The 13626-nt window shown below is 50.1% G+C and carries 13 protein-coding genes and 1 pseudogene; 9 read left to right on the forward strand and 5 right to left on the reverse strand.

Going from position 1 to position 13626, the window contains the following annotated elements; translation table 11 throughout:
- A partial coding sequence (locus tag BUA24_RS12545) for a hypothetical protein (RefSeq protein WP_178138771.1) occupies window positions 1-192 on the forward strand: 192 nt, incomplete at its 5' end.
- Here BUA24_RS12545 and BUA24_RS08530 read toward each other — a convergent pair.
- Window positions 120-701: pseudogene (locus BUA24_RS08530) on the reverse strand (IS607 family transposase). The gene BUA24_RS12545 and the pseudogene BUA24_RS08530 overlap by 73 nt on opposite strands.
- Before the next feature lie 179 nt (window positions 702-880).
- Window positions 881-4033: an Eco57I restriction-modification methylase domain-containing protein gene (locus BUA24_RS08535; RefSeq protein ID WP_072791351.1), complete on the reverse strand. Its 3153-nt coding sequence runs from the start codon at window positions 4031-4033 to the stop codon at window positions 881-883.
- A 509-nt stretch (window positions 4034-4542) separates the two neighbouring features.
- Here BUA24_RS08535 and BUA24_RS08540 point away from each other — a divergent pair.
- The 3 genes from BUA24_RS08540 to BUA24_RS08545 are packed head-to-tail and all read left to right on the forward strand — an operon-like array spanning window position 4543 to window position 6891.
- Window positions 4543-5340: a hypothetical protein gene (locus BUA24_RS08540; RefSeq protein WP_072791353.1), complete on the forward strand. Its 798-nt coding sequence runs from the start codon at window positions 4543-4545 to the stop codon at window positions 5338-5340.
- Window positions 5334-5645: a hypothetical protein gene (locus tag BUA24_RS12205; RefSeq protein ID WP_143146480.1), complete on the forward strand. Its 312-nt coding sequence runs from the start codon at window positions 5334-5336 to the stop codon at window positions 5643-5645. Before BUA24_RS08540 ends, BUA24_RS12205 begins: the two co-directional genes overlap by 7 nt.
- Window positions 5646-5694: 49 nt before the next feature.
- The gene (locus tag BUA24_RS08545; RefSeq protein WP_072791356.1) at window positions 5695-6891 is read left to right on the forward strand and encodes an NAD(P)/FAD-dependent oxidoreductase; all 1197 of its coding nucleotides are present in this window, start codon (window positions 5695-5697) and stop codon (window positions 6889-6891) included.
- A gap of 581 nt (window positions 6892-7472) precedes the next feature.
- On the opposite strand, the gene BUA24_RS13410 is transcribed toward BUA24_RS08545, so the two are convergent.
- Window positions 7473-7688, reverse strand: a complete 216-nt coding sequence (locus BUA24_RS13410; protein WP_084660359.1) for a transposase — start codon at window positions 7686-7688, stop codon at window positions 7473-7475.
- A gap of 1025 nt (window positions 7689-8713) precedes the next feature.
- On the opposite strand from BUA24_RS13410, the gene BUA24_RS13415 reads away from it, so the two are divergent.
- From BUA24_RS13415 to BUA24_RS08575, 5 genes are all read left to right on the forward strand, one after another.
- On the forward strand, window positions 8714-8962 hold the full coding sequence (locus BUA24_RS13415; protein ID WP_072791359.1) for a zinc ribbon domain-containing protein: 249 nt from the start codon (window positions 8714-8716) through the stop codon (window positions 8960-8962).
- A gap of 222 nt (window positions 8963-9184) precedes the next feature.
- Window positions 9185-9409, forward strand: coding sequence for an N-acetyltransferase (locus BUA24_RS08560; RefSeq protein WP_178138772.1), 225 nt, complete (start codon window positions 9185-9187; stop codon window positions 9407-9409).
- A gap of 114 nt (window positions 9410-9523) precedes the next feature.
- Window positions 9524-10399, forward strand: coding sequence for a heavy metal-binding domain-containing protein (locus BUA24_RS08565; protein WP_084660356.1), 876 nt, complete (start codon window positions 9524-9526; stop codon window positions 10397-10399).
- A 101-nt stretch (window positions 10400-10500) separates the two neighbouring features.
- Window positions 10501-11271: a hypothetical protein gene (locus BUA24_RS08570; RefSeq protein ID WP_072791361.1), complete on the forward strand. Its 771-nt coding sequence runs from the start codon at window positions 10501-10503 to the stop codon at window positions 11269-11271.
- A 97-nt stretch (window positions 11272-11368) separates the two neighbouring features.
- A complete protein-coding gene (locus tag BUA24_RS08575; protein WP_072791363.1) occupies window positions 11369-11707 on the forward strand; it encodes a DsrE family protein in 339 nt (112 codons plus the stop codon).
- Between the two features lie 109 nt (window positions 11708-11816).
- Here BUA24_RS08575 and BUA24_RS12555 read toward each other — a convergent pair whose 3' ends face one another.
- Together BUA24_RS12555 and BUA24_RS08580 are read right to left on the reverse strand one after the other, a co-directional pair.
- Window positions 11817-11975: a hypothetical protein gene (locus BUA24_RS12555; RefSeq protein WP_178138773.1), complete on the reverse strand. Its 159-nt coding sequence runs from the start codon at window positions 11973-11975 to the stop codon at window positions 11817-11819.
- A gap of 210 nt (window positions 11976-12185) precedes the next feature.
- Window positions 12186-13583 (reverse strand): class I adenylate-forming enzyme family protein, encoded by a 1398-nt coding sequence (locus tag BUA24_RS08580; protein ID WP_072791366.1) that lies wholly within the window; start codon window positions 13581-13583, stop codon window positions 12186-12188.
- Window positions 13584-13626 lie beyond the last annotated feature (43 nt).

Genomic DNA, 13626 nt, shown 5'->3' on the forward strand with positions numbered 1-13626 from the left:
GGCCTCGAAGTCGTCGAGTGCGACCTTGCTCGTTGGCTTGCCCTGGTGGTTGTGAAGCAGCGTTCCCCCGGTGATCTCAGCGACGTGGGCAGCCTGGGTCTTGGTCGGCATCTGGACGATCATGCAACCGCCTCTCCGCAGGCCACCTCGACCGCACGTCTGGCTCGGTTGGCTGCCAAGTGGTGTCCGTAGAGACGGGCGCACAGCGAAGTGAGCAGCTCCGTGGCATCTTACACAAGGTCGTCGTCCACCTCGGAGGGGTCCACCACGACCAAGCGACGGCCCTCGGCCTTAAGTGCAGCCTCGACGTACTTCGCTCCAAAGCGACAGAACCGGTCTCGGTGCTCGACGATGATAGTCGTCACGGACCTGTCCCTGAGCAAGGCGAGGAACTTGCGTCGATGCCCACTAAGGGCAGAGCCGACCTCGGTCACCACCTGATCTACCAAGTAGCCGTGCTCCGTCGCCCAGGCCACGATCCTTGCCACCTGGCGGTCGAGATCAGTGCGCTGGTCGGCAGAGGAGACTCGGGCATAGACGACCGTGCGACGGGGGCTAGGTGCCGTTGATGTTTCCAGGTCACCAAAGAGAATAAGCTTGCCCATCTTGCGAGCAGGAACCGGGAGCTTGCCTTCGCGATACCAACGGTAGGCGGTTTGGGGATGGATGCCTTGGGCAAGAGCCCACTCACGAAGGTTCACCATTGGATGGTATAGCATGCTGGATTGCCAACAGTTGATACCCTTCTATTTTCACTGACAACCTTATCGCCTTCTGTAAGCTTCGAATTGACTTGCTCTCTAGGTATGCAACTTAGCTTTCATGGGATTCTCCTCCCATCTACATTCTGGTCGGATATCACATTAAAGGTGAATTACATCTAGGGTACCCAATCACAGCTATCCCTCGTCTTTGACGGGCATGCAATATCTAGCCACCACTTCGATATTTGACTTGCTCTTTGACCATAGGCCTCTGTAGCAACAGCCGCATATTCTTGCCACACGTCGAGATCTGTCTCTGTGTTGTTCCTAAATAGTTCTGCAACTAACTCGGCACTCCTCTCCCACCTTTTTTGGTCTTGAGGCAATGGCAGATCAAGAATCTGCTTTGCACTTAGCTTTATTGCCGACGTGGCGAGAGCAGTTCCGTAGTACTGCTGCTTAGCAAAGAGACTTACTGGCGGGGAGCCCAACGCAGCAGCCAACAGATAAAAGGTGTCACTTCGTGCCAATACGGTCACCACGGGGACCGATGGTAGCAGTTCCCCAATTTCATCTGGCAACACTTCAATAACCTTCCCTTGCGTTGCCACCAAGAGCTTAGGCACCAGCCGGGTCTTGATCCATCCGTCTATAGATAGATCTCTCCGTGAGCGGGTAATATTCACAGCGGGCTCCAGATATCGTACATGGTTAAATCGAGTCGTCTTTAGTCCCCAAAGAGACCTAAACGGATCGATAAGCCCAGAGGTTATTAGCTTCACATAAGCCTCATCTTTTAAATCTTGATACTCGCATACATAATCCCTGAGACCGTAGTACTGGTCTCTAAAGTCTGCAGAGGCTGTAGCCAAAGAACCTACCGTGAGAGATCTTCGCAAATACACAGTCGGAGCACCGTCAATTCCAGACGCAAGCTGACCCCATGTGCGCGAGATGTCAATATCGGAGCCAGATCCAACCTCCAGGGGAGCTAAGCGCGTCAGAGTAGAGTTGAGATTTCTCGAAACTGTATACGAATCACTTCTGAAGTTTTGCGCAATAACTGCGCAGGTGGCTACACTTGCGTCAAATACCTTCTCTGTGCCTATCCAGATCGCTCTCAAAGTGGTGCTTTCAAGCATCTTCGATCGAACAAAGCCTGCTTGTTGAGTTGCAAGCAAAGAGATAGGTTGTACCTGAGCAATCCACCCTCCGCTTCTGGTAAGGGAAAGTGCCCTCAGGAGAAACAGGGTTGAACGATCGAAAGGCAACTTCGTAGCTTCAGGGTAAAGATGCCTCAGGGCGGACAACTCTAAACCTTTTGCCGCTGTGTAAGAGTTAAGTTGAGATTGAAATGGGGGATTGCCTATTACAACGTCGAACCCTTCCGGGCATCTCTGAAAGACCTTTGGAAACAGCGAGGGAAAGTGCACAGGTTGTTGTGAATCGATCTCCTTGATCAGCATCAACAACTTCCCTTGGTCCTCTGCATCTACAATCCTTTGGAGCTCTCTGATATCTATCAGTCCAACCAAGCCTGCTAATAAGACGTTGTAAAGGCTGTTCAGATCACCTCCCAACAGGTGTGATAGGTTGTTGTAGAGATCATCTGGCAGTTCAGACCGATAGGCCATAATATCTTGGTCCTTTGAAAGTCCAATAAGAGAGTTTCCCGTCACCATATGATCTTTAAGATCCCAGATAGGTAGCGCCGGTGCGAGAGTATGCACCGCAACGATCGCTCTTGCAAGGTCAACTGTGAATCTATTGATATCCACGCCGTAGATGCATCGATGAGACACTAGGTACCGAAGCGCTCCCGTGATAGATATGTGATTCAGGCTCGCTGCTCCACCATCTCTAGAGGCGTTAGTGGCGAGAAGGTTCTCCAGTTCGACTTCCACCTCTTCAATTCTGTACTCTTCCAAAAACTCAGCTATCGTTGCTGATATAGCATCGATCGTGGAGACGAGGAAGTGACCGGTACCCATCGCTAAATCGGCTACCTTGAAGTCGTAGAATCTCCGAGCAGCTTCTGATATATGATCTTCTTTGATAAGACTTTTAATTTCTTTTAGATGTTCTTTCAGTGCTGGGATCACCGAGCTCTCTACCAAGTAATCGACGAGAAAGAGGGGAGTGAAGTAGGCACCTGTAGTCTTTTGGCGAGTCTTTGAAGCTCTAGCCTTAGCGGAGCTTTTAGTCTCGTCAATTGAGATCTGGTCGTTACGCATCAGAGTTGTCTCGGCTGAGCTTTTAGACTCTGAAACCTTAAGCAGGTCCTCATAGAGATCTCCAAAGTCTCTAGCATCTAAAACCTTGTAGTCAACTGAGACACATTCTCTTGAATCAAGATGTATTAGCGACCTCAGAGCCTGGGTCATGTACCGATCATCTATCTGCATGGCTTTCAGACAACTAATCTCGCTAGCACTAAATGCGAGGTATCGACGAATCGCTTCCTGCGATGGAGTAACCACAGCTCTACTAGAGACATAAGTCAGTATGTTCTCCCAAAGAAGTGCGCTGTGTTCTGTATTTCTATCTAAGACTTCGAGATTATGAGCTAAGACGTCGAAGAGTGTTGCGGGAAATTCCTGTGTTTTCGGTTTCTGAATCTCTTCTAGATAGATCTCCAAGAGAAGTCTAAAGATCAGCTTCATTGTTAGGGCTGCACTAAACTCGGGGCTTAGATTGGCCGACAAAGAACTATTGATTTTTGATCTTGATATAGCTCGATAGATCATTGGGTAGAGTTGTTCTCTTAAAGACGTATCCAACTGAAACAAGAGTTGCTTTTTATACCGAATCGTCTCTCCTAGAAGGTCATCTAAAACTCCGTCTTTCTTGAAGATCTCTGGCACAACCGATAGTTGCCCCAAGGAGATGTAAGGCTCCTCCAGATCTTTAGGAAACACCGCAAGATACTTATCTACCGAGTTCCAGTATTGTCCCTGACGGCTATAGGGTGTCGACCTAAGGAGCTGAAAGCCGTCGCAACTCTCTAAAAGTACCCAAGCAATCTCGTTGGACTTAGCATAACGAACCGCTTTCGTTACTACGTAATAGGAGCGATCCTTGTGAGCTAGGGTGTCTACGGTGAACCTATTACCTTTGACCAGTAGGGCTACTGGTTGGCCCCTATGAACTAAGCCTTGATAGTGGCCTTCTTCAAGGGTATTACGTCGCACTTCATGTTGTAATATTTCCCGATCAAGGTCATCGGTTCTTAGCGGCAACGAATCAGCGATATTGCGCGCCAGTGTGTGTAGGAGATGATCAGCGAGGAGGCCGCGGTTTACAACTCCAGGCGTTATAGCTCCAGACATCGTCAAAATTTCGCGCCGCATAGATACTGTGACTCAGAGACAGTTGATAACATCTGGTACAACTTTATCGAGCGTTGCCGGTTCTAAGCGCCTAGATCCATGTGAACATGAGGCTTATTTGGCAGGAGAAGACATTGTCTGAGGTCAGCCGATAGTGAGAGACGGGTCCAATTCCAGCCTTAGTAAGCTTTGTCCCTCGTAACTTGACATAATATACATTATCGGACATCTCGATTACTGACTCTGCATTCTGGAGTCTAAGGAAGATAGACCATTTGACTCATTCAATTGGCGTAAATATCGACAGGACAAACTTGGTTCAAGATGTAAGCGGAACAAAACCTCGACCGTAATCGGATCATCGAAATGGCAACTCAGGCAATTACCGTCGATGCAGATGCTAACGGCACAGGCACAGTGAGTGATATGGCATACTCTAGATCAAAGATGGACGCCTACGATAGCCAGTCAATATACGATTCAACAAAGACCTTAAGAAAGGACTAGAGATGAGAGCTAAAAGAGCAGCAGAACTTGCAGTGTTGGTCGGGACTGCAACGACTTTAGGTGCTTGTGGAACAACGTCACAGAGTTCCCAGCAGTCTCTATCTCCAGCAGCGGTACAAAAAGCAACAGATCCTTATCTGCCTATATACGACTCATTCTCGACCGCAACACCGTATTATCGAAACGTAGTAACGGTTCCAGATCCGCTAAGGATCATCACATACAAGTCCAATCTATTGGCTTCCGAGGTGAAAGACATCAAGAACCCATACATTGGCTCGGTATATGTAGGAACCGGAAACTCACCGGAGACACGGCTTGAGATCTATACGGCTGTCATGTTTGCAGCAAACGTCAATTGGTACAATGCGACTCAGTTCCTCAACAGCCAAAAAGCACTAAATGAGATCGCACAGCTTTTATCACCCTTCGACGCTTACGCAAACGAAAGCCAGAGCTGGCTTGGGACAAATCCGCATGCGATCTCAGTCTTTGGCGGTGAAAATGCACAGCAGATCAGCTACAACGGTTGGCCTTCGACTAAAGAGATTTTAGATACAAAGACGCACATAGTTGGTTCGCCTACTACCAATCATTCTTTTGCTGCTATCGGATCGGTTCCAGTTACTTACTGTCTCGTAGCAACTGGCGTTACCTTCCGTAACACCGCATCAAGTCCGATTCAAACATTCCCCCCAACTGAAGTTAAACAAACCATCTACGTGCAACCTCAGCCGAACCAATACGATCACGTGCTGCCTATAACCGGATACTACAATACACCAGGTGCTAAGTGCTGAACCGAATAGGTGTTGTTGCAGCGGTTGCCTCTGGTGCAACGATGTTGTCATTGATTGCGCTACCGTCTCTAGCCTCAGCTAACCCTTCAACAGGCTGTAACGGAATTGTCTGCGGTATAGGCGGTGGTGGCGGAGGCAATGGCGGACCTGTATCTGGAGTCGGTTCTGGTGGTGGCAATAACGGGGGTGGCGGGGGTGTTTTTGTGCCTCCGCCGGTTGAACCTCTCTGCGTCGATTGCGTGCTTAACCATTCACTAGTGACCTGTGAGTGCACGAAAGGCCAAGGGAGTGCCGGAGATCGCTAAGATTAGTGTCGCCAGGTCTTCTGGTTGATAGGAGAAAGGGGTTGGGACTTTGAACAAGAAGCCAAGACTTGTCATTCTTGGGGGAGGCTTTGCGGGACTTAGGCTGCTGTATCGTCTTCACAGAAAGTTCGATATAACGTTAGTCGATCCCCGCTCTGAGAGCCTAGCCAAGCCCATGCTCCCAGAGGTAGCGTTCTCTGGCAAGCCGATCTCACATACTCGCTTTCCCCTAGCCCCTATAGCACGTCGTAGTGGTTCTCACTTTGTTCATGCCTCTGCGGTGGCGGTCGATCCCAGCTCAAAGAGTGTACGACTCAGCAGCGGGGACTCTATGAACTACGACTTCCTGGTTATCGCCACAGGTGCTGTAAAGGACTATGGAGCAATCGAAGGACTCGAGGAGTTCGGATACTCGGTCTGTGACGACCTCCACGCCCCTCGTCTGTTCGAGACGATCTCATCGTTCCGAGGAGGTCCTATCGTAACTGGTGCAGCTCTGAGTACCTGGGGATCCAAGGTTGCCGCCCCACAGCTAAAGGCACCGTGTGAGGGTCCCATAGGTGAGGTTATATTCATGATCCATCATGAGATGGCTTCTCGAAATACCCCTCACACCATTACAGCGTTCACTCCCGGAGAGGTGTTCTTTGAGGACGTGGGGGATTCGGTACACCAAGCCCTAAATCCAATGCTGCAGACGGTCGGTGTAGAGGTTCTGACTCAGAAAGTAGTTACTCAGGTTCACAAGGACGCTGTAAAATTTGCGGATGGAACCGAGATTGAAGCTGCCTTGGCGATTGTAATCCCCCCCTACGTGGGGCCCAAGGTGGTCTCTGACTCTGGATTGGGTGACGAGATGGGATTTCTGCCTGTAAATGAACAAATGCAGTCTTTGGAGCATGAAAATATCTTTGGTGCGGGCGATGCAACGGCCCTCTCCATGCCCAAACTCGGTCACATAGCGGTTCATCAAGCGGATATCGTTGCTGCCGGTCTACGGCGAGCGGTCGGCGAGGACGTGGCTGTCCCCCACTACCGTCCGGAGATTTTTTGCATTATGAATCAAGGTGGTACCGATGCGACGTTAATCCTTTCGGATGTTTTATTCGGTGGTAGCCGGGACATAGCAAAAAGAGGCTCAATCGCACACCTTATGAAGTGGAGTTTCGATTCCTGGAGCTATCACACCCGAGGTCATCTACCGCCAGATCTCCTTCAGGAAGCACTTGAATTTGCACTTAAGTAACCAGAACATCCCCACAAACATCGACTCCTCTCGTAATAAATTGTCGGGTCAAAGATGTGGTAGGAGATCGCGAGGTGATTTCCAAAGAGGTTTTTATGCTTGAAAGGGATAGATGATCCCTGACAAAGGCTATTGGATATTTGTAAGCCCCATGGGGTACCCTTGAGATGGTATGAGGGGAAGAGTTTTTGATCTATCGGCGTTGCCTGGATTCATCGCCTACGCTTTGACCTAATCGTGGGGATAATAACTTATGAGACCTCCAATGATGCTATTCACGTAGTATCGCTCGATGCCTTCGTCCCCAGAGAAGGCATCGTTACAGCCTTATTTCATTAGGCCGTCAAAACCGCGCTTTGACCAGTTCGGCGACCCCAAGCCCCTTCCGTAAGGGCGGGGTCAAGGTCGGCTGCTACGAGGAGGCCGTCCTTGTCGGTTAGGGGACTGCTGGTTTTCGATGTATCGCTTGATGATGTCTAAGGGGGCGCCATCCGCTGAGACCACACAGCACCAGGGGAACCAGAAGTGCTCTCATCATAACGCCCCGTCACCAAAGGCCATCGGCGCTCTCGTACTCGTAGTTATGAGATGGTATTCAACGACATGACAAGTTTGGACAGGGAGACCTTGGGCGGGTACGTCACAAGGAGGTGTGCATGGTCCTGATCGGTCTCGTAGGCTCGAGCGTCGCCCCATAGCGTCTGCGCACTTACGCGAAGGCTTCGCCGAGCAATGCAGTCACCCGAGGTGTCATCACCTTTCTGCGGTACTTGGGGATTAGGACAATGTGCGCACAGAGATTGTAGACCACATGTCTGCTGGTGCGGAAATCATCAGCTTCCATCTCATAAAGAACACATCAAGACCAGTAGTTCTGTACTAAAGTAGCACCATTAGACACCATGGGAACGGCGATAATCTCCGTAACCTTGTCAGGCAGTATTTACCGCAGGGCACATGACTCTGCCCAATCCACAGCCATTCTCTGGAATCAGGCCATAGATTGGGTCCACAGCGGCAGATCGCCTGGCAAGTCCGACCTACAGAAATTTCTGACCTCACTCCCACGGGATGAACGTCCTCTCCACGCCCATAGCACCATCAGCATCGCCAAGGACTTGCACGAGGCGATCACAACCTCTCGGACCAATCGCAAGAACGGCATAAAGGCACGTGCCCCCTGGCGGAAGAAGAACTCTACCGGCCGCTGTCCTTCTCTAGGAACTTCGGCTGGCAGGTGTCGAAGGACAAGTTGCATCTCTCTCTCGGACGAGGCAGGTCCCGCATTGCCCTTTCAATACCTGAAATCTTGGATTCCGAAACTAAAGAGCAGGTCCCGCCTGAATGCCGGGGTGAGATCCAGCTTTGTTGGAATATAGACGCCAGGAAATGGAGCCTGCGGATTCCTTATAGGACCAAGCGAGTCGGATCTGTAGGTGACAGAACAACCGCCATCGATGAAGGTGTTAGTAATTCAAATGGCCCTTGCCACTTAGGTGGACGAGCACACTATCGAGGTCACCATCATCAACAAGAAGAAAGGCAGGGCCATCAAGCGCCAGCGCAACAAGTCCGTTTCTGCGATCCAAAAGCGCCTGTCAAAGCGAAGAAGCAGATAAAGGCAAGGGCCAGCTTATAACTCAAGGACTTCGACCACCAAGTATCTCCCAAGGCTGCTAACCACGTCATCGTTCACAATACTGGACGTCTAGTTGCAGGCGATGTAAGAGGCACAGAGCAACGGACTAGACAGCGCAGATCAGCAGGTCGACACCAACGCCAACAGCTATCTCAGTGCTCGAGAGGACGACAGGAGCGGTACTTGGGAGAAAAGACCAAGCTAGAGATCGAACACCTCGATGAGTCTGGGTCGACCAAGACCTGTCTAGCCTGTGGAGCACGCAACCAACCCAAAGGTCGAAACTACCGGTGCAAGAACTGTAAGTTCGTTTGTCATCGAGACGCTGTAGGAGCAATCAACACTCTCCAAAGAGCGTTGTGTGGCAAATACACGCCTATTAGACCGGACGTGGAAGTCGGTGTCACGTATCTCCGGGCTGTCGAACGATAATCAAGAGACCAGCGCAAGGCACACCCCAAGGTGAAGCGCCACAAGGCCAGAACCCAAAGTATCCCCCAGAGCCGGGCCTCTGTCGTGCCAACGCGACAGAGAAAGCCGAAGCTAGCGAACTCATTCACCGGCTCACCCGAGCTAGACCCGTTGGTCGTGGTGGCGTGAGGCAAGCGATGCCAGGTACCCACAATCAAGCGGATAGGGGCAGAAGCCCCGTTTGTGAGGGCGGGGGGTTCACAAGGACTTGTCCGTTTATCTCTTCCTACCACAAACGACAACACCGATGCGCTTCGGTTCTATCAGCGCAGAGGATTTCGGATCGTAGCTGTCTGTCCAGGGACGGCTGATCAGGCGAGAGTTGTAAAGCCGCAGATACCATTGGTCGGTCAACACGGTATTGAGATTTACGATGAACTCGAGCTCGAACTTTCGTCTATGCGGTAAAAGAGTTATCTGATACCGTAAGTAACGACGCCTCTCCTGTGATAAGGTCTAGCGGAGTGTCGGCGAATAGCTCGAGCCGATCGAAATCGTGTATCTAAAATTAGGGAGAGGGTTATGGTGTTTGGGAGAAAAGACCAGTCAGGTTCCGCCTCGGAGGTCTCTCGAGGATCAACTAGTTCGAGCGAGTTCAATTCATTACCTGAAGCAGCGGAGCAAAGAATCCTGAGGTTGAAGAGTCAGGAGTCTCAAGGAGCCTATACCTCCGATCTAAGCGTGGATGAGCACATACTGGTTACACAGATGGGATTCGACCCAGTGGGATATGTAATGGGAACATCTATCTATCACGTTGGAATTCAGGTAGCGTCCTGGAACAACTCGCGTGAACTCAACGTACTTTCGCAAGCGATGTACAACGCCAGAGAACTTGCGATCGAGAGGATGCGTGCTGAAGCAGATGCCTTGGGTGCCGACGGTGTCATAGGGGTACATCTGGGTATAAATATGTACGCTTGGGGTCAAGACGTTCTTGAGTTTGTAGCCCAAGGAACCGCTGTAAAGGGTCGCGACAACTCGATACCCTACCGACTTGAGAACGGCAAACCCTTTACCTCCGACCTATCGGGCCAGCAGTTCTACACTTTACTTCGTGGTGGCCACTTTCCGGTTGAACTGGTGATGGGAACCTGTGTATACCACGTGGCTCATCAGGGTGCTTTTCAAGCAATGAAACAAAGCCTTTTTAACCAGGAGATTCAGATCTTTACGGAGGCGGTGTATACAGCCAGGGAGCTTGCTATGGCTAGGATGCAAGCTGAAGCTGACTCCGTATCTGCACACTCCATCGTAGGAGTAAGAGCAGTAGTGTCCAACCACGTCTGGGGCGAGCATGCGACAGAGTTTCTTGCGATCGGAACCGCCGTTAGAAAGTTGGGCGACAGCGTCCCCGAGTTGTCGATGACTCTCACTTTACCTCTGGACGACAACTAAGAAGGTATATGAAACACTCTTGCAGCTTTAGCAGTATCCAGGGTTTCAAGTTGTAGAGAATCCGACTTTGAGAACTAAAGATGGAGTGGAAAGGATGTATTGTGACACGACCAAGCGCTGCCGTTGTTGGGATGGGACAACTCGGTAGAGTTGTCGGTGAAGCTCTTTTATGTGACGGATGGACCGTAACGGGCTTCAAGAGAAGTAATCAAGATTACAGTTCATTTGATCCTTCCTTAGCAGTCATTGCCACTGGAGAAGATGATCTCTCGCCCGTTTTGTCTGCACTACCCAACAGCTGGCTTGGTCGGCTCGTGCTTCTTCAAAATGAACTTCTTCCCAGTTCGTGGTTGATGCATGGCGTTGAAAACCCAACTGTCTTTGTTGTCTGGTTTTCGAAGAAGGCCGGTCAGGTCGTTAGAGAATACCGTCCATCGTTAATCTTTGGTCCCGTTGCTCATGAGATACAAAGTGCTATGAATCAGGTAGGCGTATCTACAGAGATCCTTTCTGGCAACGAGGATCTAGTCGAAGCTCTTCTGCTCAAGAATACTTACATTTGGAGTCAAAACATCGTCTCCTTGGCCGTAGACGACCCAAGAGCGGAAAGAGTCTTGACTAACGACAGAAATATACTTTCTGAGATCATTAGGGAGACTTTAGAGGTACAGAAAAGTATCGTTGGATCGTCTGTAGATGTTCGCTCAATCGAGGAACAGGTTCTTGAGGTTATCTCTAGAGATGGCGACAAGAAACTCGGAGGACGTAGTGCCGCTGCACGTCTTAGGAGACTCCTTACTCTTGCAGATACTGAACAGGTCCTAGTACCTACGATACAGTCCATAGCTCAACGTGTTGGCGTTGATAGTTAGCTGTCGTGAGCACCCAAACCAGTCAGATGGTCACAGACACAGCATCGCTAAATGCACGTTCGATATAGTATTATCTACAAATTAGAAAGGTATAGATATGAGCGAAGAACCAGCAAAGGTAGCGTTTTTAATCCTGTCCGACGATCCGGCTAGAGCTATGCCAGGGCTCGTGATGGCCTCAAGACTCAAAGAAAATCGGGGGGATGACGTCCGAGTTATGTTCTTTGGACCAGGTGTCAGGCTTGCTGCAAGCGGAAAGATCGATGAGCAGATCAAGAAGCTTCAAGAGGTCGGTGTGCTACCAAAGGCCTGTCGTGCGAACGTAGAGCAGTACGAGGTTCAACAGGAGATGGCAGAGAGACCTATAGAGCTGCTAGCCGCTGGCGCAGAAGTTGAAGAGTATGCAAAGCTAGGTTATACAGTACTTAGTTTCTAAAAGAGCCTTTAGTGGTCGGCTTGTAGGGTTTGACAAGGAGCATAGGAATATCATTCTGCTAGTTGCTCCTTGTCGACATCTAAGTCGAGGCGCTAGGGGTGCGCTTGATTTATCTATGGATGAGCAGTAGATCTCCTAGTGCTCCCAGAGCGACTAAGAGCAATAACCCTCCAACGAAAGCCTCAACCAGGCAACCGAGAGTTCTTAGTGGGTGGAAGATAACGTGTCCTATCAGAAGAACCACCGCCACAATTACCAGGATCTCCATAAAAAACGCTCCTTTAGTAACCTGATCCTAGCACTAACCAAGAAGGTCATGTTACAGCTCGAGGTCTACTTCAATATCAGAGATTCTTTTGAAGATAACGATCTAGCTTTCGGTACAGATTGGATCAGTAAAATATATCCCAAAGATGATAGGCTTGCGGATCCATCCATAGTTGAGCCGAATAACAAGACATCGACGCCACATCCAGCCTTAGTTCAGTGACTCTTGAAGAGTCTTGCGATCAATCTTTCCTAAGTGGTTCCTGGGAAGTGCTTCGACAAAGTAGATGGATTTTGGGACTTTGTAGTAACTGAGTCGTTCCTTTAGATATGTCCTAAGCGTCTCGGTCTTCATAGGAGTAACAGGAACTACAAAGGCAACTACCTCCTCTCCCCACTCTGTTGAGTGCCTTCCGACGACCGCTGCCTCTAGAACACCATCGATCTCTTGGATTGCCTCCTCCACCTCTAGAGGGTGTACGTTGTGTCCGCCTGTGATTATCAGGTCTCGCTTTCGTCCATTTATGTAAAGGTAACCGTCTTGGAGGTAGCCTAGATCGCCGGTAGCGAACGGTACAGTGCACGTGTTACCCGCAGATCCAATGTAACCGTTGAAGACGGACGGTCCTTGCACCAAAATCTCTTGATCGTCGGCTATGGTTACCTGCGTACTTCGAAGTGGTACGCCGACGGAGCCTGGCCGGACACCCGTCCGTGGAACGTTGGAAGAGATGATGAGAGTCTCAGTCATTCCGTAACGCTCGACGACCGATACGTCGCTTGCACTTTTTATCTCGGTGAAAAGGGCTTTAGTTAGCGGTGCTGAGCCGCTAACGCAAAGACGGGCGTTACGGAGAGAGGATGCATGTCCGCTGCGTAGAAGCCTTTGGTACATAGTAGGAACACCGAAGAATACATCCGCCTCTCCTGTCTCCAGCTGAGCTGCGAGTACCGCTGGATCGTACTTCTCATGAAGATGTATCGTTCCACCGACGCTGAGAATTCCATAAAGCCCAACCACAAGCCCATGTATGTGGTAAAGAGGAAGGGCAAGGTACAGCGAGTCGCTCGAGCTCAGTCCCCACATGTCGGCAAGACTGATGAGATTGTGCGCAACTGCAGAAGTTGTAGCAGGGACCGCTTTGGGTCGTCCTGTCGTACCGGAAGAAAACACAACTAGGGTCTCAGATGACGCAGGAGGAGATTTGGATAGTTCTCCTTCAGAGCTAACCGATGCAAGTTGTAAGAGTCTGTCGCCTTCTACTGTATCAACCACTCCAGCAGATATTTTGTGATGGTCCTCATTGAAGGCGATTACCGATCTCGCTCCTGAGGTTCTAAGGATGTAAAGTAGCTCTTCTCTTGAATAGGCTGTGCTGAGAGGAACTACGCTTACTCCCATGCGGACAAGAGCTAGATGGACGGCTGTCGCTCCAACCGTAGCGCTCGCAGAGACCGCTACCCTATCCCCTACGGTAAGGTCGTATCGAGTCTCTAGCACACGAGCTAACTTGCGCGTCAGCGACTCCAACTCGTTATATGAAAGCGATCGATCGGAAGTTTTTAGAGCACATTTACCTGCGTTTTGAGCGAAACTTCTATCGAACAAATCCTGAATCGTAACGTCCAGTTAAAGCACCTCCCGCCTTTGC

This window comes from Ferrithrix thermotolerans DSM 19514 (assembly GCF_900128965.1).
Classification (GTDB): domain Bacteria; phylum Actinomycetota; class Acidimicrobiia; order Acidimicrobiales; family Acidimicrobiaceae; genus Ferrithrix; species Ferrithrix thermotolerans.